The sequence below is a fragment of the Mucilaginibacter sp. PAMB04168 genome (genome assembly GCF_039634365.2).
Lineage (GTDB): Bacteria > Bacteroidota > Bacteroidia > Sphingobacteriales > Sphingobacteriaceae > Mucilaginibacter.
Genome location: NZ_CP155079.2, coordinates 4,403,059 through 4,426,160 on the forward strand (window position 1 = coordinate 4,403,059; position 23,102 = coordinate 4,426,160).

22 protein-coding genes are annotated in these 23,102 nt (G+C 43.4%); 5 read left to right on the top strand and 17 right to left on the bottom strand.

Features of this window, described 5'->3' with window-relative positions; genetic code table 11:
* Positions 1–24 precede the first annotated feature (24 nt).
* From ABDD94_RS18580 to pheT, 5 genes are all read right to left on the bottom strand, one after another.
* Positions 25–516 (bottom strand): hypothetical protein, encoded by a 492-nt coding sequence (locus tag ABDD94_RS18580; protein WP_345953492.1) that lies wholly within the window; start codon positions 514–516, stop codon positions 25–27.
* A 66-nt stretch (positions 517–582) separates the two neighbouring features.
* On the bottom strand, positions 583–2,145 hold the full coding sequence (gene rny / locus ABDD94_RS18585) for a ribonuclease Y (RefSeq protein ID WP_345953493.1): 1,563 nt from the start codon (positions 2,143–2,145) through the stop codon (positions 583–585).
* A 179-nt stretch (positions 2,146–2,324) separates the two neighbouring features.
* On the bottom strand, positions 2,325–2,618 hold the full coding sequence (locus tag ABDD94_RS18590) for a cell division protein ZapA (protein WP_345950597.1): 294 nt from the start codon (positions 2,616–2,618) through the stop codon (positions 2,325–2,327).
* A gap of 23 nt (positions 2,619–2,641) precedes the next feature.
* Entirely contained in the window at positions 2,642–2,932 is a 291-nt protein-coding gene (locus tag ABDD94_RS18595) for a hypothetical protein (protein ID WP_345953494.1), read from the bottom strand.
* A 95-nt stretch (positions 2,933–3,027) separates the two neighbouring features.
* Positions 3,028–5,430 carry a phenylalanine--tRNA ligase subunit beta gene (gene pheT / locus ABDD94_RS18600; RefSeq protein WP_345953495.1) on the bottom strand — a complete coding sequence of 801 codons (2,403 nt, stop codon included), beginning with the start codon at positions 5,428–5,430 and terminating at the stop codon, positions 3,028–3,030.
* 283 nt (positions 5,431–5,713) lie between these two features.
* Between pheT and ABDD94_RS18605 the strand changes: the two genes are divergently transcribed.
* The 3 genes from ABDD94_RS18605 (at position 5,714) to ABDD94_RS18615 (ending at position 9,343) form a co-directional block, all read left to right on the top strand.
* Positions 5,714–6,316, top strand: coding sequence for a TetR/AcrR family transcriptional regulator (locus ABDD94_RS18605; protein WP_345953496.1), 603 nt, complete (start codon positions 5,714–5,716; stop codon positions 6,314–6,316).
* 4 nt (positions 6,317–6,320) lie between these two features.
* Complete coding sequence (locus tag ABDD94_RS18610; RefSeq protein WP_345953497.1) at positions 6,321–7,463, top strand: NAD(P)/FAD-dependent oxidoreductase; 1,143 nt, start codon at positions 6,321–6,323, stop codon at positions 7,461–7,463.
* A 104-nt stretch (positions 7,464–7,567) separates the two neighbouring features.
* Positions 7,568–9,343, top strand: a complete 1,776-nt coding sequence (locus ABDD94_RS18615) for an amidohydrolase family protein (protein ID WP_345953498.1) — start codon at positions 7,568–7,570, stop codon at positions 9,341–9,343.
* A gap of 5 nt (positions 9,344–9,348) precedes the next feature.
* Here the strand turns inward: ABDD94_RS18615 and ABDD94_RS18620 are convergent, their stop codons facing one another.
* Together ABDD94_RS18620 and ABDD94_RS18625 are read right to left on the bottom strand one after the other, a co-directional pair.
* Positions 9,349–9,873 carry a 2'-5' RNA ligase family protein gene (locus ABDD94_RS18620; RefSeq protein ID WP_345953499.1) on the bottom strand — a complete coding sequence of 175 codons (525 nt, stop codon included), beginning with the start codon at positions 9,871–9,873 and terminating at the stop codon, positions 9,349–9,351.
* A 17-nt stretch (positions 9,874–9,890) separates the two neighbouring features.
* The gene (locus ABDD94_RS18625) at positions 9,891–10,457 is read right to left on the bottom strand and encodes a hypothetical protein (RefSeq protein WP_345950590.1); all 567 of its coding nucleotides are present in this window, start codon (positions 10,455–10,457) and stop codon (positions 9,891–9,893) included.
* 204 nt (positions 10,458–10,661) lie between these two features.
* Between ABDD94_RS18625 and ABDD94_RS18630 the strand changes: the two genes are divergently transcribed.
* Positions 10,662–11,864: a DUF763 domain-containing protein gene (locus ABDD94_RS18630; RefSeq protein ID WP_345953500.1), complete on the top strand. Its 1,203-nt coding sequence runs from the start codon at positions 10,662–10,664 to the stop codon at positions 11,862–11,864.
* A gap of 29 nt (positions 11,865–11,893) precedes the next feature.
* Here the strand turns inward: ABDD94_RS18630 and ABDD94_RS18635 are convergent, their stop codons facing one another.
* From ABDD94_RS18635 to ABDD94_RS18680, 10 genes are all read right to left on the bottom strand, one after another.
* Positions 11,894–12,985: a GAF domain-containing protein gene (locus ABDD94_RS18635; protein WP_345953501.1), complete on the bottom strand. Its 1,092-nt coding sequence runs from the start codon at positions 12,983–12,985 to the stop codon at positions 11,894–11,896.
* Between the two features lie 236 nt (positions 12,986–13,221).
* Positions 13,222–14,412 carry a HAMP domain-containing sensor histidine kinase gene (locus ABDD94_RS18640; RefSeq protein ID WP_345953502.1) on the bottom strand — a complete coding sequence of 397 codons (1,191 nt, stop codon included), beginning with the start codon at positions 14,410–14,412 and terminating at the stop codon, positions 13,222–13,224.
* Positions 14,413–14,415: 3 nt separating this feature from the next.
* Positions 14,416–15,435, bottom strand: coding sequence for a SpoIIE family protein phosphatase (locus ABDD94_RS18645; protein ID WP_345953503.1), 1,020 nt, complete (start codon positions 15,433–15,435; stop codon positions 14,416–14,418).
* On the bottom strand, positions 15,428–15,844 hold the full coding sequence (locus ABDD94_RS18650; protein ID WP_345950585.1) for an anti-sigma regulatory factor: 417 nt from the start codon (positions 15,842–15,844) through the stop codon (positions 15,428–15,430). The genes ABDD94_RS18645 and ABDD94_RS18650 overlap by 8 nt, the downstream gene beginning before the upstream one ends.
* Entirely contained in the window at positions 15,822–16,226 is a 405-nt protein-coding gene (locus tag ABDD94_RS18655; RefSeq protein WP_345950584.1) for an STAS domain-containing protein, read from the bottom strand. The genes ABDD94_RS18650 and ABDD94_RS18655 overlap by 23 nt, the downstream gene beginning before the upstream one ends.
* Before the next feature lie 7 nt (positions 16,227–16,233).
* The gene (locus tag ABDD94_RS18660) at positions 16,234–17,103 is read right to left on the bottom strand and encodes an STAS domain-containing protein (protein WP_345953504.1); all 870 of its coding nucleotides are present in this window, start codon (positions 17,101–17,103) and stop codon (positions 16,234–16,236) included.
* A 259-nt stretch (positions 17,104–17,362) separates the two neighbouring features.
* Positions 17,363–18,430 (bottom strand): glutaminyl-peptide cyclotransferase, encoded by a 1,068-nt coding sequence (locus ABDD94_RS18665; RefSeq protein WP_345953505.1) that lies wholly within the window; start codon positions 18,428–18,430, stop codon positions 17,363–17,365.
* Positions 18,431–18,443: 13 nt separating this feature from the next.
* Positions 18,444–18,809, bottom strand: coding sequence for a YraN family protein (locus tag ABDD94_RS18670; RefSeq protein ID WP_345953506.1), 366 nt, complete (start codon positions 18,807–18,809; stop codon positions 18,444–18,446).
* Position 18,810: 1 nt separating this feature from the next.
* A complete protein-coding gene (gene dnaG, locus ABDD94_RS18675) occupies positions 18,811–20,754 on the bottom strand; it encodes a DNA primase (protein WP_345953507.1) in 1,944 nt (647 codons plus the stop codon).
* Positions 20,755–20,799: 45 nt separating this feature from the next.
* Positions 20,800–21,423: a hypothetical protein gene (locus tag ABDD94_RS18680; RefSeq protein WP_345953508.1), complete on the bottom strand. Its 624-nt coding sequence runs from the start codon at positions 21,421–21,423 to the stop codon at positions 20,800–20,802.
* A 133-nt stretch (positions 21,424–21,556) separates the two neighbouring features.
* On the opposite strand from ABDD94_RS18680, the gene asnS reads away from it, so the two are divergent.
* On the top strand, positions 21,557–22,993 hold the full coding sequence (gene asnS, locus ABDD94_RS18685; RefSeq protein ID WP_345953509.1) for an asparagine--tRNA ligase: 1,437 nt from the start codon (positions 21,557–21,559) through the stop codon (positions 22,991–22,993).
* The last annotated feature ends 109 nt before the right edge of the window (positions 22,994–23,102 follow it).

Genomic DNA, 23,102 nt, shown 5'->3' on the forward strand with positions numbered 1-23,102 from the left:
ATTTTTTAAATATCACTATAACAATTAATAATTCAGTTTAAAGCGCTTCATAATGGCGGTCAGCATCCATAAGGGTGCTTTAACGAGCAATTTCATCCTCTTGCTAAGCTCCGTTTCACTATAAAAGAGCAACTGTATCGTCAAACCCATTATTAGCGCAACCGCACTTATAAGCCATAACTGAGGTCCGCCGCTTTTCTGCCAACCTTCAATTTGTATGATAATGTAAGAAAAAGCAAACATCACAAATAACATCACATAAGATATCACAGGAGACAAGCGTAAGAGGTAATAAATCAGTCCGGCGATTAAAAAAGACGCCCAATTAAGGTATCCATTATACTTACCTAAAAATGCGAGATGCGGAAAAGGCAACGCCCAAATAAAAGCTACCAAACCGAACAAAGTGAGTACTATAGACACATATAATGCTACGCGATATGGTGTACGCTTATCTATTAAATCATATTCTTCCACATAACGATCAATAGTACGCTGCCCTATTTTGGGATTCATGGTTTTAGGGATTAAAAAAAGCGATAAGGAAATCCTTATCGCTTAATATTAGTTTACTAAAAAAGATTATTTAGCAAAAGCAACCGAACGTGTTTCACGGATAACGGTTACTTTAATTTGACCCGGATAGGTCATTTCTGTTTGTATGCGGTTGGATATATCAGCGGCTAAAACCTCTGATTGTGCATCACTTATTTTTTCACTCTCAACTACCACACGTAGTTCACGGCCGGCCTGTATAGCAAATGTCTTTTCAACACCAGGGTATGATAAAGCCAGTTCTTCAAGTTCCTTTAAACGCTTAATATAGCTTTCAACGACCTCCCGGCGTGCACCAGGGCGAGCGCCAGAAATAGCATCACAAGCCTGAATAATGGGCGAAATCATAGAAGTCATCTCCACCTCATCATGGTGAGCGCCAATAGCATTGCAAACTTCAGGATGTTCTTTATACTTCTCGGCCAGCTGCATGCCTAAAATGGCGTGTGGTAGCTCCGGATTATCATCAGGCACCTTACCTATATCATGAAGTAAGCCTGCACGTTTAGCCAGCTTTACGTTTAAACCTAACTCTGCAGCCATGGTAGCACAGAAATTAGCTACCTCACGCGAGTGCTGAAGTAAGTTTTGACCATAGGATGAACGGTAACGCATACGACCAACCATTCTGATTAACTCGGGGTGCAGGCCGTGAATACCAAGGTCGATCACTGTACGCTCACCTATCTCTACAATTTCTTCTTCGATTTGCTTGCGTGTTTTGGCAACCACCTCTTCAATACGGGCAGGATGTATGCGGCCATCAGTTACCAAACGGTGCATAGCTAAACGGGCAATCTCCCTGCGAACTGGGTCAAATCCCGACAATATGATAGCCTCAGGAGTATCATCTACAATAATCTCAATACCAGTTGCTGCTTCCAGTGCGCGGATGTTACGACCTTCACGACCAATTATACGGCCTTTAATTTCGTCATTCTCAATATTGAAGATTGATACCGTGTTTTCGATAGCTGATTCGGTGGCGGTACGTTGTATGGTTTGTATTACTACTTTCTTTGCTTCTTTAGTTGCCGTAAGCTTAGCCTCATCCACAATGTCTTTTATTTGCATCATGGCTTTAGTACGGGCCTCTTCGCGCAGGGTATCCACTAATTGGTTCTTTGCTTCCTCGGCAGTTAAGCCTGCAATGGTTTCCAACTGCTGTACATGCTGTTGTTTCAGGTGCTCAACTTCCTCCTGCTTTTTGTGCAAAACATCCGTTTGCTTTTCCAGATTTTTGCGAGTATTATCCAGCTCGTTTTCCTTACGGCTGGCATTCTCGATCTTTTGATTTAACGACTGCTCTTTTTGTTTAAGGGAATTCTCGCGCTGATTGATTGCATTATTCTTAGCGTTTACTTCCTGCTCGTGCTCAGCTTTAAGTTGTAAGAACCTCTCTTTAGCTTCGAGTTGTTTATTCTTTTTGAGTATCTCAGCATTATTTTCGGCGTCTTTCAGTATCTTCTTAGCCTTGTTTTGTGCTGCTATGTCCCGCTCCTTGAATAGCTTGTTGAGCAGGTAACGCCCAATAGCGAAGCCTATTATGGCTCCGACCAGCAGGCCGATGATTATTTCTAGTATGTTCATAATTTAGTTATATATAAAAAAACCGCAATAAAATTTAAGTATCATGTAATTAAGCCATTACTATAACCGTTAACAGTAAATACCGTACAAAACAGTTATAGCAGAGCTTATGCTTGCCAGTGAAACTTAAAATTTAACTGCGGTTAAATTCAATTTGCTCTATGTCGTTATAAAGAACTTTATTGCTTGTTAAAGAATTCCGTTAGCATATGATCCAATTGGTAAGCCTTTTCAGCTACCGTCGTATCTTCTACCGTTACCTTACGCTCTGCCTTCAATGCCGCAGTTGCATAATGTAACACACTCATTGAAAGCAAATCCTGTTTATCTTTAACCGCATAATTATCCTGATATTCTTTTATGCGATCGTTAATTAACTTGGCTGCACGGCGTATTAATTCCTCTTCTTCCATCTCTACCTTTAAAGGGTAAACACGGTCGGCAATGTTTATTTTTATGGAGATCTCTCCCATTTGAGCTTGTTCACTTTACAGTGTTACTTTTTTAGCAACACGATACACTTATCAATTTCCCGCACAAATTCGTTAATTTTTTGCTTGATGTCAAGGCTTTTTTCATTTGTGTCTGAAAATGATTTTGCCAGTTTCAATACACGAAGCTTTTCCTCCAGGTCTTTATTCTTATTCTGACTTACATTTAATGCCGTACCTAACGACTGATTTTCCAACTTCAGTAAATCGTTTTCTTCCTGCAAAGCCTGACAAAGCGCAATCAGGCGCTCTGTTTTTTCAACTACTATACTTAACTGATCAGTTACTGAAGGCATTATTTGTTTTAGTTATTCAGTTATTAAGCTACTATATTATTTAAAATTGTGCCGCTTGAAGCGACTAAGATACTTAATAACTTATACACTGATATCTATTTTCTAATCTCTGCCCCTACTTCTTTCCCAAAATTGTAAATCAATTTCTGCATAATGGCATCAATGGTTTTCTCAGTAAGCGTTTTCTCTTCATCCTGCAGGGTAAAGCTCAATGCATACGATTTTTTACCAACCGGAAGCTTATCACCTTGATAAACATCAAAAACACTCACTTCGGTCAGTAACTTACGCTCTGTCTTTTGAGCTATTTGTTTCAACTGACCAAAAGTAACGGCAGTATCTACCAGCATAGACAAGTCCCGACGAACAGAAGGGAATTTAGATATTTCTTTATTGATGATCTTATTCTTTTTAACCAGCGCTAATATGGCGTCAAAATCGAAATCGGCATAAAACACATCTCTTTCAACGCCGGTCTTTTTCAATGCGGCAGGCAGCACGGCCCCAAGTTTAACCAGTGTTTTGCCACCACGGAAATTATATTGAAGGCCGTAAGCAAACTCCTGGTCTTGTATTTCTTCAACGGTATAATCTGCAATATTAAGCCTGCCCAACAAGCCATCTACAATAGCTTTTAAGTGATAGAAAGAAACGGTACCAGTTTTTTGATTCCATTGCTCCTGTTGTATAGCGCCGGTAATGAAAACAGCCATACGCTGGTTTTCGACATACTTGCCGCCTTCAAAGAAGTATGTTTTGCCAAACTCGTAAAACCTTAGATCGACCTGACGACGATTTTGGTTGTAAGCAACAGCTTCCAAACCCGAATACAACAGCGTTTGACGCATAATATCCAAATCACTGCTTAGCGGGTTTAATAGTTTAACGGCATTATCCAGGTTGTCTGAATAAGAGGAGCTGGTTAAAGAATTTGATAGTATCTCGTTAAAACCATTGGCCGTCAGCAATTCAGAGATGGCATTTTGTACAGTATCTTTCTCTGGCCTTTGCGAGTTGTTTAAAGATGCGCGAATCTGCGTAGGTATTTCGATGTTATTATAACCGTAAATACGCAGTATCTCCTCTATCACATCCACGTCGCGGGTTACATCAACACGGTACGGCGGCACCTGCAGCGACAAGCCTTCCGCTGTTTCATTAACCATAGTAATATCTAAAGCCTGGATGATGGATTTAATTGTATCCTGACCAATAGCCTTTCCAATCAACCTGTCGATGTTTTTATAAGTCACTTCAACGGCAAATGGCTCAACCGGTGCTGGATAAATATCCGAAATCTCAGATGAAATAACACCGCCTGCTACTTGCTGTATTAGTAAAGCGGCACGTTTTAAAGCAAACACTGTAATGTTAGGATCAACACCACGCTCAAAGCGGAACGAAGCATCAGTTTTTAAACCATGGCGCTTAGACGTTTTACGTACCGATACCGGATTAAAGTATGCGCTCTCCAAAAATATCGCAGTCGTACTTTCTTTAACACCTGAGCCGGCGCCACCGAATACACCTGCAATACACATAGGCTCTTCGGCATTCCCAATCATTAAATCATCGGCTGATAACTTGCGTTCAACATCATCAAGCGTAACAAAGGTGGTACCTTCTGCATACGTTTTTACTAAAACCTGGTTGCCGGTTATAGCATCAGCATCAAAAGCATGTAGGGGCTGTCCCAGTTCATGAAGTACATAGTTGGTTACATCAACAATATTGTTAATACTGCGTACTCCTATAACGGCCAAACGTTCTTTTAACCACTGCGGCGAATCTTGCACCTTAACGCCGGTTATAGTTACACTGGCATAACGCGGACAAGCCGCCTCTGCCTCAATAGTAACCGGAATGGTTCTATCCTGGTTATCTACTCTAAAGGCAGATACATCGGGCTTGTTAATGCCAATTTTCAGGAAGGCGGCAATATCGCGGGCAGTACCCAGATGCGAGGCAGCATCAGCCCGGTTTGGGGTAAGGCCAATCTCGAAAAGGTAATCATCGTTCAGTTTAAAATATGCTTTGGCGGCTGAGCCTACCGGAGCATCGGCATCAAGTACCATAATGCCACCATGATCATCGCCCAAACCTATCTCGTCCTCGGCACAGATCATCCCTTCGGACACCTCGCCTCTGATTTTAGATTTGTTAATCTTAAACGGCTCCCCCGCAGTTGGATGCACGGTTGAGCCAACTACAGCTACTACCACCTTTTGACCAGCAGCAACATTAGGTGCGCCACAGACAATCTGCAGATCCTCAGTACCGCCAACATCGACCTTGGTTACGCGAAGGCGATCTGCATTTGGGTGCTGTTGAGCATCCTTTACGTAGCCAATTACCAAACCTTCCAGGCCGCCCGGAATGGCCTGCACCTTTTCGAGGCTTTCCACTTCCAGCCCTATACCGGTTAGTATCTGTGATATATCTTCAGGCGACTTATCAGTGTTAATAAACTCTTTAAGCCAGTTGTACGAAATCTTCATTATATAGACTAATCAGCCAAAGATAGGATTTTTTTGATTTCAGTATTCGGATGTTCAATTTCAGACTGACCAAATCTTACAACCTTATCCTGCCATGACAGGCCTATTGTTGGCCGTTGCAGTGAAACGGGCGAAACACCCTTCGAAAATCAAAAGTTGCAGACAACATCACGCACGCTGTTCATGACATCGTTTTGTCAGTAACGTTCATAAAACAAATAACTTTTATATAAGTAAATAAACATTTACTTATATTTGTGCCGTTAAAGCGATTAATATATACATGAGACCAAAAAATTTAGACAAAGAGCAGGCTATACGCACAATGGCATTGCACATAATAGCAGAGGAAGGACTGGAAAACCTAAGTATGCAAAGGCTGGCTAAAGCTGCTGGAATTTCGCCGCGTACCATCTACATCAAATACGAGAACAAGGAAGACTTACTTATTAAACTGTTTATTGAGGAAGTTTTAGGTGCTTATGAACGAGCGGTACTGACAGATTTTAGTCCAGATTTAAATTTTGACGAAGGTCTTAAATTAATCTGGTTAAATACCTTCCGGTATTTGACTGGTGCCAGGCCACAATTTGCGCTTATACAATACGGAAAATCATCTCCGTTGCTTAATAAAGCTTTTCAAAAGGCTAACATTCGCGAAGGACAGTTCTTTGCGCCCATCCATCAGTTCCTGGTACGGCATGTGGCGGAAGGTGCAATTAAGGCTTTTCCGTATGATGTACTCCGCGCCATGCTCTTCTCCCCTGTTATTGACCTGGTAAGCGAGTATTTTGACTACCGGGAAAGACCTGAACAAATAATTACTGAAGAATTGATTGTAGCCTGCTGCGACTCTGTTACAGCCGGAATACTGGTATTAAAATAACAACATGAACAATATCAAAAACAAAACTATAGCTATTGTGGGCGGTGGCCCAGGAGGCCTCACACTGGCCCGGCTTTTACAAATAAAGGGTGCAAATGCAGTAGTGTATGAAAGAGATACCGACAGAAACGCCAGGCCACAAGGTGCCACGCTGGATCTACATGAAGAATCAGGCTTGAAAGCTCTACGTGACGCAGGGCTGATAGAAACCTTTATGGCCAACTACCGGCCCGGAGCAGACCGGTTGCGCATTATGGACCAGAACGCAAACATCATTTCAGACGATCATACTTTTGAAAGCGATGAAACATTCAGACCAGAAATTGATCGTGGTCCGCTGCAAAATTTGTTGTTAGACTCGTTACAACCAGGTACAGTTGTTTGGGACAGCAAATTAGTATCACTTACGCCACAGGGTCATTTATGGAGACTGTACTTCCAAAACGGTCAGTCGGCTATTGCTCATATGGTGATTGCTGCTGATGGGGCAAACTCTAAAATTCGTTCTTATATAACACCCATAAAGCCTTTTTATTCAGGCATTACAGTATTAGAAGGCGCTGTGCACAACAGTGAAACAGCAAGCCCTAAAATACATAAGCTATTGAACGGCGGTAAGATTTTTGCACTGGGTAATGAAAAATCGTTAATTATAAGCTCGAAAGGCGATGGCAGCCTTGTGTTTTATACCGGCTGTAAAACCAGCGAAGACTGGAGCAAAGAATGCGGGATAAACTTTGCAGATAAAGCACAGGTACTGGCTTGGTTTAAACAAGAGTTTGCGGGATGGGACCCAATATGGCTGGAGCTGTACAAAAACGCAGATGCTCCGTTTGTGCCCCGCCCGCAGTATTGTATGCCTTTAGATCAAACTTGGGAGGCTCAACCAAACTTAACCATGCTGGGTGATGCTGCACACCTAATGCCGCCATACGCCGGCGAAGGTGTAAACATGGCTATGCTTGATGCACTGGAATTGAGCCAGCACCTTACCGATAATGATTGCCCTAACCTTCACTCGGCCATTGCAACTTATGAAAAGCAAATGCGTGCTAGAGCTGCAGAAGCCGCACAAATGACAATGGAATCGACCGAGGCCTTGCATAGCCCTAAAGCCCTTGCTTATTTGCAAAATGTAGTTGGTTAGATATTGCCTAATGTTTGAGGGATAACAGCCCTGCTACAATAATATAGGAAAGCGATTTGAACCACCGGCGCATTTTTGCTTTCTTTATAACTCTCTATTTTATTATGCTTTTGGCTATAAAAACTTACACACTCCGTTCTCTCTTTACCTTTGCCTTGCTGGCTGTTTATTTTTCTGCCTATGGGCAAAATGTAGCAACGTATTCGGTTTACAAACTCGAAAGGAAGATTGGAGAAGAGCGGTGTACTACTCGGTCGGTGGCGGGCGAGCAGTTGTATGATATAACTATTGAAACCAACGACCGGGGCACACCACTCAAATTACGTGCCTCGTTAACGCTCAGCAATAGCCAAATAAAGTACTCATCAGCCGGACAAACATCGCGCTTTAAGACCGAAAGTATTGATACGATGGTGTCATCAGCCGGCGGCTTCGCTATCAGCAACAATGGCTCTATAAAACTTAAAGAGCTGCTGGTAGCCTCTTGGATAAAGGCTTCAAAACCACCTCTTTTACAATCGGCCTTTAATAAAGCAGGCATTAAGCTGAACGTTCTGGGTACGGAGCAGGCACTAATTCCAAATAAAGAGCTTATTGTTATTGCTATAGAAGGAGTTAATTCAGTAAACGAAATACTGTGGACTGACAATGAGGGGCATGCTGTTTTTTTGGCAACTTGCGATACCGAGGGTGACAAGCGTGAAGTGATCGACAACAGCTATATATCTTTATTTAAAGCTTTCAACCAAAAGTCGAACCAGTACCTTATTAACGCTTATGCGGTCCATAACCAAACGCTCGGCAAAACCTACAGGCGCATGGCCATAACCGGTGGCAATGTAATTGATGTGCTTAACGATGGGCACATTATGTACAACACCTTAGTTCTCATAGAAGACAGCAGGATAGCCTACATAGGCAAAATGGATGCGTCGCGCATCACCAAAGACATAAAGGTCATAAATGCTTCAGGCAGGTTTCTGCTTCCCGGTCTATGGAATATGCATGCACACTTGTTTCATCCTGATTATTTGAAGAGAGAACTACTGTCTGGCGTTACAACTGTACGCGATCTAGGCAATGAGTTTGATTTTATAACCCGGCTAAAAGCGGCCGCAACCAGCAGTATGCTACCTGCACCAACTGTTCATAACGCCGGGCTAATTGACGGCCGCAGCGCTGCTACATTAGGCAGTATGCTGGCTAGTGGCGATAAGGAAATAAAAGATGCCGTTAAGCAGTACTATGATGCCGGGTTTGATCAAATTAAAGTTTACAGCTCCATTAAGCCCGGCAACTTAGCTAAGATTGTACAGGAGGCCCACGGGTATAATATGGATGTGGTAGGGCATGTTCCGGTTGGCACTACCGCAACACGTTGCGTGGAAGCGGGCATGAAAAGCATTAGTCACATTCATTACTTTATGAATGCTTTAAAATGGAAGAACAGCACCTTTACAATAGCCGACAATAGAGACCTGCTAGATAAAATGAAGTTGCGTGGCGTAGTATTAGACCCTACACTCAGCGTTTATGCGCTCACAAACGACCCCAAGCTGCCGTCATACAAACGACTGGTAAAATTTTTTAATGACTACGGCCTACCGATTGTAGCCGGAACAGACAATGAAGGCACCATTGCCAACGAATTACAGTTGTATACAGATGCGGGCCTGACTCCTTTACAAGCTATACAGACGGCAACCGTTGTGCCGGCAAAATTCATGAAGCTGTTGGCCCAAACCGGCAGCATTGACTTCGGCAAAAGCGCTGATATACTAATTTTAGACAAGAATCCTTTGCATGATATAAAGGACTTGAAGAGCGTAAGTACCGTAATTAAAGGAACCTTGCTGATGAAGATGCCGGTTAGTAAATAGCCAGCTTATTTACCAAGGGATACATCCTTGTAGGGTTGGTATCTGCCATGATGATCGGGTTTGTGATAAATGCGAACGTGGGTTGCTTCGAAAGAAACCGGACTGGCAGATAAATAGGCGTCAGCCAGTTGTTGCATTTGAATAAAATTTTCAGGCGTAAAGCCGCACCATGCTCTGCCCAGGGTAAGATGTGGGTGAAAACCTTCAGGACCTTTGTTTACTTCAGGCGTCTCAAAAGGTTTAAGGGCTGGAATAAGCAGATCATGTAACAAGCCAAGGCGGGTTGAGTTTACGCTCACAAATAGTACTCGTTTACCAAAATAGCCCGTACACGGCAGTTTGATGTCAAAGGGTTGAAAATTACTGGCGGTTTCAGTTACTATATTTACCCAGGCTTCGGCATCTAATGGACTAACCGGCGGTCGCAGGGTTATATGCGGTTCGAGCCGGTTACCGCCAAACTGCTGTTGTATTTCTAAGAGCTTGCGGTAAATGTGCAGTGGTGGTACTATGCCTGCAAAATACTTCATAACCTTAACGGTATATGTTATCTCTTTAAGCCGGCTAACTGTGTTTTTTTTACGGTAGCCGCCATGCGTTTGATGAACATATAATTAGCCGAGCCGCCTATAACAGCGCCTACTACGGGCACCAGTCGCCGGGCTGCCTTGCCTCCAAATACAAGCAACAGTTTCTGAGCGACCTCCTCCATTACGTTCTTGCTAACGGTCATACCAGCATCTACCTTAAGCGATGACGCCACAATTCTAAAGAAATCGTTGAAGTTTAATTGATAGCTGCCTGTTTTATAATAAGACACCGCCAGCGTTACTCTGAATTGTTGTGTAATGAGGTTAATAAAATCTAATGGTACACCAATAAGCATGGTAGCTATACCACCTGCACCCGTTAAAGCGCCCGATCCGGCTGCCAGCAACGCGCATTGATTAATAAATTTGTCAAGCCCTAATTGGTCTACACCCTTTTTAATGCTCAGCTGATCTATTTGGCTATAAATTTTCTGAAAGCCACCCTTAGAAAGGTCGGCCAGAACGTCTTTAAAGCCGTCTTTTACTTTTTGCAGGTTAAGCTGAGAGGATATTAGTGAGCCCATTTTACTTCAATTAATTGATTAACTGATAATGTGCTATTTCTATGCCACGATTTATATATCGACATAAAACCTTACGCTTGAATAAACTCCACACTTCTCAGTTCGTAACCTTTTTCTTGAATCTGCATTGTCCTGTTTCATTAAATATTAAACCAATGGTAAAAAAACAAGTACAACCCATTACAATTAGCTAACTTTGTTAGTATGAAACGCTCGGGCAAGGCCGATTTACCTTTACACTATGGCTTTGTACCACCATGGCTGGCCGAACGTATGGCCAAGCTTGGCCTCGCAGTGGTTGAAACCATGGTGATGGAGTATGGCAATACTGCGGTACTCTCCAAACTTAGCGACCCATTCTGGTTTCAGAGCCTGGGTGCGGTTATGGGAATGGACTGGCACTCATCGGGTATTACAACGTCGGTTATGGGCGCTTTGAAGCGGGCTGTTAATCCGCATGCTAAAGAACTGGGTATTTATATATGCGGCGGCAAGGGCAAGCACTCAACTCAAACCCCTAACGAGTTAATGAAACTGAGCGAAACTACAGGGCTTGATGGCAATTACCTAGTGCGTTGCAGCAAGTTGAGCGCCAAGGTAGATAATACCGCCGTACAGGATGGCTTTCAGTTATACACCCATAACTTTGTTGTGAACAGTGCTGGGCAATGGACAGTGATACAACAGGGCATGAATACCCAAACACGCGTTGCCCGCCGCTATCACTGGCATTCTGAAAATCTGCAATCATTTGTAAGTGACCCGCATACGGGCATATGCGGCCCTAATACCGGCCGAATCCTCAATATGGCCGATGCCCGCGCCCAAGGCTCGCGCAACGCTATTATGAGCATGGCCGGTGAGCGCCCCGAACATATGCTGAAAGAGATCAGTCAACTGGTTATGCCATCACACCATGACGTTAGGGCAAAGGATGTGGATTTGAAACGACTGGGCGCATTGTTATGGCTGGCGCACGAAAAGCAACCTGCCGATTTTGAGGAATTACTACTATTGCAAGGCTTAGGCCCGCGTACATTGCAATCATTGGCTTTGGTAAGCGAGGTGATTCACGGCGCGCCATCGCGGTTTACTGACCCTGCCCGGTTCTCGTTTGCACATGGGGGTAAGGATGGTCACCCTTTTCCGGTACCTGTAAAAGTGTATGACGAAACCTTAGGTGTTTTACACACTTCCATACAGCAATCTAAGCTGGGCAGTAGTGATAAGGCCGAAGCCATAAAAAAGCTAAGCCAGATAGCCCGGCAAGCCGAACAGGGCTTTACGCCCAATGCCGATTTTGAAAAAGTGATTGAAAAGGAAAGAAATGAATCTTGGCGGTACGGCGGCCGCACGGTGTTTGGCAAAGCCAAGCCCTCGGTGCAGCAGCAGCTAAAATTATTTTAAGCAGCTAACCACTACCAGCCATTTGAATTTTAATGTACGTTGGTATAATTGACCACTAATCTTATTTTTTCGTCCAGTTCGGCTACGGCTTCCTGCATCAATTGCAGTTCCTCAATACTTTCCGTATGGCCATCAATCTTTAATATATTCATTAAGCCCATAATAGATGCAACCGGCCGGCGTAACTCATGCGATTGTATAAAGGCTATTTGTTTGAGTGATTCGTTTTGTGCTAACACCGTCTCTTCGTGCTCTATTTTTTTGGTTATATCGGTCGAATTAACGGTTACACCTATAATCACACCTTCGGCATCAAATGCAGGTTCAAATTTGGCTATGCGCCAATCGTAATCATTGCCATTCTTAACTCTTCGTTGTACAAAAACGGCCGTACCCTTGAGCGCTTTGCTATAGTCCTGGTAAAAGGTTACCAGATTATCCGGATGAAGAAAGCCCGACATAGATTTACCTCTTTCTAAGGGCAATCCATAAGCTGCTTGTGTATAACTTTCCCAAGCCTTATTAAAGGCCAAAATTTCAAACTCTCTTCCTAAAAGTAAATGACAATCTATAGAGCTTTCAAAAAAAGATCTAAGTTCAATCTCGGTACGTTTCGCTTCCTGATATTGTTGCTTAAGTAACTGCATACTGTTATCAAGTTCCATTAACTGGATGGCTTGTTTTGAAAGCGCCTGCAACATGAGTTCCTGCATTTCTGTTAAAGTGCCGGGCTGCTGGTCAATTACGCATAAACTGCCCAGGTTGTATCCGTCTTTGGTAGTAAGGGGTGCTCCTGCATAAAAGCGGATATTAGGATTGCCCAATACCAACGGGTTATTAAGAAAACGATGATCAAGCAAAGCATCCGGAACTGTCATAACCTCTGATTGCTCAATAACATGGTTACAAAAGGCATCGCCCCGGGGTGTGGTATCAAACGCAAAGGCGTGCTTAAACTTGATGAACTGCGTATCCTTGTCTATCAAGGTAAGCAGGGCAGTGGGCGTGCCGCAAATTTTGGCAGCCAGTTCTACAATGTCCTGTAATTCTTTTTCTTTGCTGATTTCGAGTTCGAGAAAACGCCTAACAGCCTGCAACCGCCCGTATTCTTTATGAGGCATAAAAAGTGTAATATTTAAAAATAACCAACTACGCAATTTAAACACATACCGATTTGTTATACTGGTTGTAGCAGCAAAAAGTTAGCTTAACTTGACGAAAATATCGCGATGGTTAACATGATTTAATCAACCAATCACTTCCACAACCAGCCGCTCTAAAAGTTATTGACTAGCCGAAGCAAACGAATAAATGACAGCAAAACTATAGCTGTAAAGCAATTATGTTTTATGGCAAACTAAGCAACCAAAGGCAATGAGAAGGAAAAGGTAGAACCTTCGTTTTCCTTACTTTCGGCCCAGATGTTGCCCTTATGCCCTTTGATGATGTGAGTAGTGATGTACAAGCCCATCCCCAAGCCCGATACTTTTTGAGAGATATCTTCTGCCCTGAAGAACTTTTCGAAAACACGGGCAAGGTTCTCTTCAGAAAGACCAATACCTTCATCTTTTACGCTAATGACCACCTGGTCGTTTAGCTGTAAGTTTACAGAAACAGTTATAAGTTTACCTTTTGCGGAGTATTTGATTGCGTTACCAATTAGGTTTACCAAGGCCTGTTCTAACCGCAGCTTGTCAATACTCACAAAACCGTTGCCAACCATTGGTTTTACTTCAATAACATGCGAGGGGTTTGCAATTCGTATATCACCCAATACTTCGGCAATAAACGTGTTCAGATCTACCCTTTCCATTTGGTACTCCAGCTTGTTATTTTCAATCTTGGATACATCCAGCAGTTGCTGGATAAGGGTATTTACTTTGGTAGCCTGCTGGTTAATCTTATCAAGATACATGGCCATTTTTGCGGGGTCTTTGCTTTCGAAGCTTTTACCCATTTGTGCATAAGCCTTAATGATGGTTAACGGCGAGCGCAACTCGTGCGAAGCAATAGAGAGGAACTCAGATTTTTTTTCGTTAAGCAAGGCGGCCATTTTTAGCTGCTCTTCTTTTTGCTCGGCCAGACTGAATAATTCCTGGTTACGCTGCTTAACCTCCTCGTATGGCGATTCGGCGACAGAGGTGCGCATATGTTCGGCCAGGCGGGATGCCATGTCGCCACTTACTTTTACCGAACGCGGTATACCTAATCTGAGCAGGATGATAGTGGCGCCATGATTTTTGGACACCTCAAGCACAGGTATCAAACGCCTGGCATATTTTAGCTCTTCACTGTTTTCGGTAAAGTGACCATCGGTTGTAATGCGGGCAGATAGAAACCACCTACCGTCCTCGCGTTTAAGCCGAAAAGACAGCACACTGCTCAGGGTTTTTTCCAAAACTGCCCGGCAGGCTTCTGAAACGGCCGTAGCAAAAGTTGTTTGCGTTGAAAGCGTTAATCCGATATACTTGGTTATGGCCGCCGCTTTTTTGTGCGTAATGGGCAAATCCAGTTCATTATCTAAATTAATACTAACAATTTCCAACATGTCTTATCTCAGTTTAACGATCACCACCGATGTATCATCTGTGCGTCTTGAAAAATCTTTATAAATAGCCGCTGCCAGCACCGCTGCATCATATCTGCCTATCCCCTGATACTTGTTCAGATCTAATCTCGATTTTATACCATCTGAACATAATATTAAATAACTATAATCAGCAAAGTTATACTGCTGGTTGTTCATGGTATTCGGAATATTATGACCTATAATGCCATTGTAGGAGATTTGGTTTTTCACATCGCCCCCTAAATGTAAAAGCTTGGCGGCAATATTGCCTATGCCTGCAATCTGTAGCTTCTTGGCTTCAACATCAAAAGTTACCACGGTGCCCACCATGCCACGCGTTTTGCGGATACCCTGGTGCAAATATCGTAAAATATCAACCGGCAATTCATGCGGGCAAGTTTCGAAGCATTTTACGGCCTCGTTTACTGCAACATTAGCTTCTACGCCGTGCCCTAAACCATCGGCAACCAACATTTTTACTTTATTGCCCTCCGTTTTATAATACGTACCATCGCCGCTTACGGTTTCACCAGTTTTAGCTACCACCAGCGGTTTAATTTCTAAATTATGGAGCGGCAATTTTTTTACGTCGGGCGGGCTTTGATAAAGGCGGCTTAAAATGATTGATCCCCAGCCTTTAACAGAATAAAGGTCAAACACATCAGACATTCTGCTGATGCTGCCCAAACCATGTCCCATACTGCTTCCGGTCGAATAACCATCCTGCATCATTTTAGCCGGATCGACCATCCCGGGGCCGTTATCAATGGCAATAATTTCCATATAGTCACCAAGAGCATCTTGGCCTACCGAAACCAGTATTTCGCCATCATTAGCATACTTATGGAGGTTTGAGGTAAGCTCGGCCAGTACAAGATCAAGCTCGGCCAACCTGCCGGCGTTAAAACCTGCCTGCTGCGCTTTGTGGTGTATATCTTTTTTTAATAAGGAAAAGTAACTCCTGTCGCCAGCCGGATAGCTGGTATGTGTTGCATCAACCATTAGCCCACTTAATTATGGTAACTGTAGTACCTTTTCCAGCCTCACTTTTGATATTGAATTCATTAACCAGTCTTTTGGCACCGGGCAAACCCAAACCCAGGCTTTTTCCGGTTGAGTAGCCGTCCATCATCGCTTTGGCAATATCAGGTATACCCGGCCCCTGGTCTTTAAACGTTAACCTGATACCGTTATCGCGACCACGGGTAACTACTTCAACTACCGTTTCGCCGCCGCCGCCATACCTGAGCATGTTACGCACCAGCTCGCTTGCGGCGGTAATGAGCTTGGTTTGATTAACCAATCCCATTTTTATTTTAACTGCGTGCTCTTTAACACGATTTCTGAACAAAATAACATCCTGCTCCTTATATACCTTGAGGGTATCTTTAGCTAAGGGCAGTATCGTCATCTTCTTCCTCTTCTGTTTCTTCGTCTATAATAATCAGGCTGCTTAATAGCGCCATGCCTTTTTCAACATTCAGGGCGGTATGCACACCCGGCAATTCCAGGCCCAGTTCAACCAGGGTTATGGCTACAGCAGGCTGCATACCCACTACTACTGTTTCGGCGTCTAAAAGCTTCGACATACTGGCAATGTTGCCAATAATACGGCCCATGAACGAGTCTACAATACTAACGGCCGAAATATCGATCAAAACAGCTTTAGCACCAGTGATGCTTACCATTTTTACCAAATCGGCCTCCAGGTCCATAGCCAGCCTGTCGTACAAATCCACCTGTATGGTCACCAGTAAAAAGTGACCCATTTTTAAAATAGGAATACGATCCATGTTTTAATTAATTCGCTTTTTCAACCACTACTCCAGCTTTCTTTTTCACCTCTAATCGCAGAGTAGCAAAAGCAAATTTAAGTGCATGGGCTAATGAAGCCTTGGTTACGATGTTAGAAAGATCTATACCGAGGTGAACAATGGTTTGCGCAATTTCGGGACGAATACCACTGATTATACATTCGGCACCCATTAGGCGGGTAGCGCTTACGGTTTTTATTAAGTGCTGCGCTACAAGCGAGTCAACCGCCGGTACGCCCGATATATCTAATATGGCAATACTGCTACCGGTATCTACAATCTCCTGCAGCAGGTTTTCCATTACTACCTGTGTGCGTGAGCTGTCTAAAGTACCAATAATTGGCAGGGCTAAAATGCCGTCCCAAACGCGTATAACGGGTGTAGAAATTTCAGCAATCTCATCTGTTTGACGTAAAATAACTTCCTCGCGGCCCTTAATAAAAGTTTCGAAAGTGATAATGCTAAAACTGTCAATCAGGCGACTTACTTTAATGCTTTCTTCATACAAAGAAGCCAGGTCGTTTTTAAGTTCAGTTTCCAGGATTGAAAGCAGCGCTTCCTTCAGGCTTAGTACGTAAGCTCCTGTCTCGCGCGGGCTGTAACCCTGGCGGGCACGTGTTATAGATATGCCACCCAATATCTCAATAACACCGTCAAAGTCAGACGACTCGGCATCGGTAATATTATCTGCACTTAGCGAACCAATCAGGGTATCTACCAGCTCTTCAGATTGTGAGCGTAACTCTTCGTTGCTCATCAAATCATCGCGAAGGCCAGCATCAGTTAACTGGTTTTTCATCCATAGTTCCAGGATGTCATTTTTCTTATTCTTTAAGATCTGTGCAGATTGAGCCATATTGTTCAGATTGAAACTTAGGAATGGTTTTAAAATTACAATTGCTGATTTAGCAAAAAAGATAAATCAGTACCTATTAATTAATTCTCGGCCTAAAAGTAGGTATTTTAAATAAGTGATAGCCGGATATTTTTCTATATTACATTTAAAGTAAATTTTATTCAGCACGAGCAACAAGTGAGCTGCTTTAATTAAAAAAGGAAAGTCCTGCACTTATAGTGCAGGACTTTATTTCTTGTTTTTAATATGTAACGCCAGCTTACTTTTTCACCAGTTTAATTTGATACAATTTTGGCCATTTCTTGCCGGTTACAAATAAGCGCTTGCCTGCAGCATCCCAGGCTATGCCGTTCATAACTTCAGCGCCCGGAGAACTTGCGCGCGCATCCTCAGGGTACAAGGCACTTAAATCTACCCGCTGTAGCACGGCACCTGTTTTAGGATCAATTACCACAATATCATTGGTTTCGTACACGTTGGCGTATATTTTGCCATTAATATACTCTAATTCATTAAGCTTATTTACAGGGCCCTGATCATCATATACATCAATAGAACCGATTGCATGGTAATTGTTTTTATCCAGGAACCATATGCGGTTACTGCTATCGTCCATATATAGCTGTTTACCATCATAACACATTCCCCAGCCCTCAATGCCTACATTATTGGTAAAGGTTTGTAGCAGCTTAAATGTGTTAGCATCGTAAACGTAGCCAATCTTTTCGGTGTAGGTGAGCTGTACAATTTTATCGTCTACCAAGGCAATACCTTCAGCAAAAACTTTAGGGTCAACATCTGTTTTTTGCAGCACCTTGCCGGTGGTTAAATCTACTTTACGCAGGCTGGATTGCCCGGTTCCTTCGGCTACCCTTCCACCATCGCTTTCATATAAAAAGCCGTTATGATATACTAATCCTTCAATATAACTGCTGGTATCATGCGGAAAGGTCTTCTCAACCTCGAAACCGTAAGCCTCAGGTGCCCTGGCAGCCAACACGTTTATGTTGGTACTTACCTCCTGCACCTGGCCTGCAGCGTAAATTTTTGCTGTGATGATTTTTGGACCCAGGGTAATGCTATCAGTGGTAAGTTCAAACGCAGATGAGTCTTTACGACTGGCTAAACGAGCCGAATCGAGCAGGTACACTACAGAGTCAGTCTTCATATCGGCAGGGTAAGCAACCTTAATACTTACTTTATCGCCTTGTTTGTAATTGGTGCCGGCCTCGGGGCTAATGCCCAGGTTTACCGATTGATTTTTAGGATTACAACTGTATATGGCCAGCAAACCCGCCGCCAGGTATAAGATATGCTTATGCTTCATGCAAAATTTATAATCAGGCTGTTGGCCAAAAGGCATCTTCAATATGTTTTAATGTATACGTATCTTTAAGTGTAAATAGTATAGCCACAATATCAAATCGCACTTCGCCCTGGTGATTCATTAAATAAATATATTCGTCGGCCGCATCGGCCAGCAGCTTTTGCTTTCGGCTATCCACAAAATCTTCGGGTTCACCAAAGCCGTTGCCGGTACGCGTTTTAACTTCGGTAAATATAATAACCTTGTCTTTATAAGCAATTAAATCTACCTCGGCGCGGCCAAAAGTCCAGTTTTCGTCCAGTATTTCATAGCCGGCTGCTTCCAGATGCGCCTTGGCTAAAGCTTCGCCACGGCGGCCTAAGTCATTATGCGTGGCCATTTTATTTAATAATAACAGACCCCAGGTAATCTACAATGTGCTTTTCAATCTTCTTCATTTGCAGGTACTGCGTCATGATGATGTCCTGATCGGCCGGTTCCTGGGCATTTTGCAGGTCGGTGCGCAGCTGGTCTAGTATCTTGCCCACCTTTTGTTTTTTGAGGTGAAATATGGCGCCCAATATAGTGGCTTTCATATTCATTTGCTCCTCGTGCACAAAAATGCGATGCATGTTATACCAGTTCTCGCTCAGTGTATATTTGGTAGCCAGCAGATCTACTGTTAAATCAACAATCTGCTTATCAGGATGATGAATAAAAAACTGTTCTTCGGGCAATACACCGTTCTCGAGCTGTTGCTTATATATTTCAAAAAAGCTTTTGCAGGCAGCGTTCTCAAACTCCACATCGCTTAGCTCTGCTATTACAAACGGACCAATGTAAGTATTGGCAATATTATCCCAGTTAATGATCTGGTTGCCATAAACCAATAATAAACGTATCACTTCGCGCTCTTGCAGGAGGCTGGTTTCAACGGGCTTGGCTGGTGCAACAGGCTCATCAAAAAAGTGCGGTTCATCGGGCGGGGGCAGCTCTTCGTATCCATAAGGCCGTTGTTGTTGCTGACCATCCTTTTTACTTTTGGCCAACCGCATCTTATTCAGTTCCGACAACAAAATACGCTCATCAATCTGCAACTGGTGACTGCACTCGCGAATGAATACCGATGCTTTAATAGAGTCGGGTATACGCGCAATGCTCTCCACTATTTCACGTATTACGTTAGCGCGCTGTATGGGATCGGAGCCGGCTTCCTTAAGCAGGATGCTGGTTTTATATAAAATAAAATCTTTTTTATTTTGATCAATATAGCCCTTAAACGCATTGCTGCCAACTTCGCGCACGTAAGAGTCGGGGTCGTGCCCATCCGGAAAGAGCACTACCTTAACATTAAGTCCTTCTTCCAAAATAAGATCAAGTCCGCGCAGCGATGCCTTGATACCTGCTGCATCACCATCATATAAAATGGTGATATTTTTGGTAAATCGACCAATGAGCCTGATCTGCTCCACCGTAAGCGACGTGCCTGATGAAGCCACCACGTTTTCAATACCGGCCTGGTGCACCGACAACACGTCGGCATAACCCTCAACCAGGTAACAATTATCCTCGTCGCGTATGCTTTTTTTGGCAAAGAAAAGCCCGTATAATACGCTCGATTTGTGATAGATCTCCGACTCGGGTGAGTTTACGTACTTGGGTACCTTTTTATCGGTTTTAAGCGTACGCCCGCCAAAGGCAATTACCCGGCCGGTAAAGCCATGTATTGGAAACATTACCCGGCCACGATAGCGGTCATACAATGTACCATTATCACGTTTTACCGATAACCCGCTTTCTTCAAGATACTGCGGCTGGTAGCCCTTATTGATAGCTGTTGAGGTAAATGCCTCCCAATTATCGGGCGAGTAACCGAGCTCGAATTTCTTGATGATATCGGTTGTAAAACCGCGTTCTTTAAAGTAGCTCAGGCCAATGCTTTTACCCTCACTGGTATCCCACATGGCCTCCTGAAAAAACTTGGCAGCATAGCTGGTTACCACCATCAGATTTTCGCGACGGTTATCGGCCTCTGCATTTTCCGGCCTGTCCTGTAATTCGTCTACCTCGATATTGTATTTTTTTGCCAGCCATTTCAGCGCCTCAGGGTAGCTGAATTTCTCATGCTCCATCAGGAACGTAACGGCCGACCCGCCTTTACCAGTGGAAAAATCCTTAAATATTCCCTTAGCCGGCGACACCGTGAACGATGGCGTTTTCTCGTTTGCAAACGGCGACAAGCCTATAAAGTTAGCCCCGCGTTTTTTCAATTGCACAAACTCCCCAATCACCTCAACAATGTCGATGGCTTCCATTATACGGTCTATGGTGGCTTTGGTAATCATGCAGGTACAAAGATATAACTAATTGCCCACAGAGTTAAAAACGGATTAGCGCATATCGGCTTTTCTGTTTTTGTGATAGATGTACTTAATGGCAAAAGTGTAAAGCACCAACGCTAACCCAATAAAGCTAATCAATGCATTTATCCAGTGATGGAAATAGTTAACCAATAAAATGCTACCTATAATAAGCACCCCGCCTATGATAAAGGCCCCATCATGATACCTTTTGTACACCATGGTTTTGGAGTAAAAGATCCACTTTTTAATAATGGCATTGTCGGGTGTTAAAACCAATGTCTGGTTAAAATGATCCAGCGCATTTTTGTAAAAGTTTAAATTGTACAGCGCCTCCCCTTTAAAAAACATAAGGTGCAGGTACCATTTCTCTTGAATTGGCTGCATTTTTAACAGGCGCATATTTGCATCAAACTCCGTAAGCACACGATCAACTTCATCAACTACTTTTTGGTACTGCTTTGTTTGCATTAACGCTTTAAAATACTTGCCAACAATGGCAGCCACTTTTAAAAGGTCATCCCGTTCGCGCAATTGGCCCGGTGCAGCCAGCACAGCCGGATTTAGTTCAACAAACTTGATCACGAAAGCCGGACTATCCACAAAATTGGTTTCGTAATCATCAAAGATTTGCTGGAGCGATTTAACGGACATCTAAAATTTATGGCTGGTTTACTACAAAACTAAACAAATTAAAAGCCCCGCGTAAGTGCTGATAATACTCTTGGTTCCCGGCTCTTGATTCTTGCATCTAAATTGTATTTTTGCGCTTCTTAAATTTTTAGACATGAGTGATCGAATTAAAATTAAAGCACTGTTGCAAACTACACCTGCCGAACAGGAAGTAAACGTTAAAGGATGGGTACGCACCTTCCGTAATAATCAGTTTATTGCTTTAAATGATGGCTCAACCAATAGTAACATTCAAATTGTTGTTGATTTTCAAAATACGGACGAGGCTTTACTTAAGCGCATTACCACCGGTGCCGCGCTGAGTGTAACGGGTAAACTGGTTGCCAGTTTAGGCAAAGGGCAGGCGGTTGATGTTAAAGCTACCCACATTGAGATTTTGGGCGATAGCGACCCCGAAAAATACCCCTTGCAGCCCAAAAAACACAGCCTGGAATTTTTGCGCGAGATTGCACACCTGCGTTTTCGTACCAATACATTTGGCGCCATCTTCAGAGTGCGTAACAGCCTGGCTTTTGCGGTGCATCGGTTTTTTCAGGAGAAAGGCTTTGTGTACCTGCATACGCCGGTAATTACGGCTTCGGATGCAGAGGGTGCCGGCGAGGCTTTTAAGGTAACCAACCTTGATCTGGCCAATCCGCCAAGAACCGAGACGGGTGAGATAGATTTTAAACAAGACTTTTTTGGCCGTGCTACTAATCTTACCGTATCTGGTCAGTTAGAAGGTGAATTAGGCGCTATGGCCCTGAGCGATATCTATACTTTCGGTCCAACTTTCCGTGCCGAAAACTCCAACACAACCCGTCACCTGGCCGAGTTTTGGATGATTGAGCCCGAAATGGCTTTTTATGACCTGGCCGACAATATGGACCTGGCCGAAGGCTTGTTAAAATACGTGATAAACTATGCCTTAGAGCATAACCGCGAGGATATTGAGTTTTTAACCCAGCGCCTGCAGGAAGAAGAGAAAACCAAACCACAACAGGAACGTTCGGAAATGACCTTGCTGGAGAAACTACAGTTTTGTTTAGATAATGAGTTTGAGCGTTTAACCTATACGCAGGCTATAGATATTTTAAAAGATTCGACGCCGAATAAAAAGAAAAAGTTCCAGTACCTAATTGAGGGTTGGGGTGCCGATTTGCAATCAGAGCATGAGCGTTACCTGGTAGAGAAACACTTTAAGAAACCGGTTATTTTAACCGATTACCCTAAGGAGATCAAGTCCTTTTACATGCGCCAAAACGATGACGGCAAAACAGTTGCCGCTATGGACATTCTGTTCCCTGGCATAGGCGAAATTGTTGGCGGTTCGCAGCGTGAAGAACGTTTGGACAAGCTGGAGCAGCGTATGGACGAGATTGGCATCCCTAAGGATGAGCTTTGGTGGTACCTGGATACCCGCCGTTTTGGTGGCTGCCCGCACGCCGGCTTTGGCTTAGGCTTTGAGCGCCTGGTACTGTTTGTAACGGGCATGGGTAATATCCGCGATGTGATTCCTTTTCCAAGGTTCCCAAAGAACGCCGAGTTTTAATAACCTAATAACAAATAGAGCCTCCCCTACAGGAGGCTTTTCTTTTTTGCAATAAATCCATTAAAAAAAAGGCATTAAACAGCTTTTTACCTACTTTTAATGCATTAAC

Excerpts from the sequence above, each read along its gene's own strand:
- ABDD94_RS18670 (WP_345953506.1), bottom strand. The coding sequence starts at position 18,809 with ATGGCCACGCATAATGACTTAGGCCGCCGTGGCGAAGCTTTAGCCAAG.
- ABDD94_RS18680 (WP_345953508.1), bottom strand. The coding sequence starts at position 21,423 with ATGTCCGTTAAATCGCTCCAGCAAATCTTTGATGATTACGAAACCAAT.
- ABDD94_RS18605 (WP_345953496.1), top strand. The coding sequence starts at position 5,714 with ATGAGACCAAAAAATTTAGACAAAGAGCAGGCTATACGCACAATGGCA.
- ABDD94_RS18620 (WP_345953499.1), bottom strand. The coding sequence starts at position 9,873 with ATGAAGTATTTTGCAGGCATAGTACCACCACTGCACATTTACCGCAAG.
- ABDD94_RS18660 (WP_345953504.1), bottom strand. The coding sequence starts at position 17,103 with ATGGCTCAATCTGCACAGATCTTAAAGAATAAGAAAAATGACATCCTG.
- ABDD94_RS18635 (WP_345953501.1), bottom strand. The coding sequence starts at position 12,985 with ATGCCTCATAAAGAATACGGGCGGTTGCAGGCTGTTAGGCGTTTTCTC.
- ABDD94_RS18640 (WP_345953502.1), bottom strand. The coding sequence starts at position 14,412 with ATGTTGGAAATTGTTAGTATTAATTTAGATAATGAACTGGATTTGCCC.
- ABDD94_RS18625 (WP_345950590.1), bottom strand. The coding sequence starts at position 10,457 with ATGGGCTCACTAATATCCTCTCAGCTTAACCTGCAAAAAGTAAAAGAC.
- ABDD94_RS18610 (WP_345953497.1), top strand. The coding sequence starts at position 6,321 with ATGAACAATATCAAAAACAAAACTATAGCTATTGTGGGCGGTGGCCCA.
- dnaG (WP_345953507.1), bottom strand. The coding sequence starts at position 20,754 with ATGATTACCAAAGCCACCATAGACCGTATAATGGAAGCCATCGACATT.
- asnS (WP_345953509.1), top strand. The coding sequence starts at position 21,557 with ATGAGTGATCGAATTAAAATTAAAGCACTGTTGCAAACTACACCTGCC.
- ABDD94_RS18595 (WP_345953494.1), bottom strand. The coding sequence starts at position 2,932 with ATGCCTTCAGTAACTGATCAGTTAAGTATAGTAGTTGAAAAAACAGAG.
- ABDD94_RS18615 (WP_345953498.1), top strand. The coding sequence starts at position 7,568 with ATGCTTTTGGCTATAAAAACTTACACACTCCGTTCTCTCTTTACCTTT.
- pheT (WP_345953495.1), bottom strand. The coding sequence starts at position 5,430 with ATGAAGATTTCGTACAACTGGCTTAAAGAGTTTATTAACACTGATAAG.
- ABDD94_RS18580 (WP_345953492.1), bottom strand. The coding sequence starts at position 516 with ATGAATCCCAAAATAGGGCAGCGTACTATTGATCGTTATGTGGAAGAA.
- rny (WP_345953493.1), bottom strand. The coding sequence starts at position 2,145 with ATGAACATACTAGAAATAATCATCGGCCTGCTGGTCGGAGCCATAATA.
- ABDD94_RS18645 (WP_345953503.1), bottom strand. The coding sequence starts at position 15,435 with ATGGTTGATGCAACACATACCAGCTATCCGGCTGGCGACAGGAGTTAC.
- ABDD94_RS18650 (WP_345950585.1), bottom strand. The coding sequence starts at position 15,844 with ATGACGATACTGCCCTTAGCTAAAGATACCCTCAAGGTATATAAGGAG.
- ABDD94_RS18630 (WP_345953500.1), top strand. The coding sequence starts at position 10,662 with ATGAAACGCTCGGGCAAGGCCGATTTACCTTTACACTATGGCTTTGTA.
- ABDD94_RS18590 (WP_345950597.1), bottom strand. The coding sequence starts at position 2,618 with ATGGGAGAGATCTCCATAAAAATAAACATTGCCGACCGTGTTTACCCT.
- ABDD94_RS18665 (WP_345953505.1), bottom strand. The coding sequence starts at position 18,430 with ATGAAGCATAAGCATATCTTATACCTGGCGGCGGGTTTGCTGGCCATA.
- ABDD94_RS18655 (WP_345950584.1), bottom strand. The coding sequence starts at position 16,226 with ATGGATCGTATTCCTATTTTAAAAATGGGTCACTTTTTACTGGTGACC.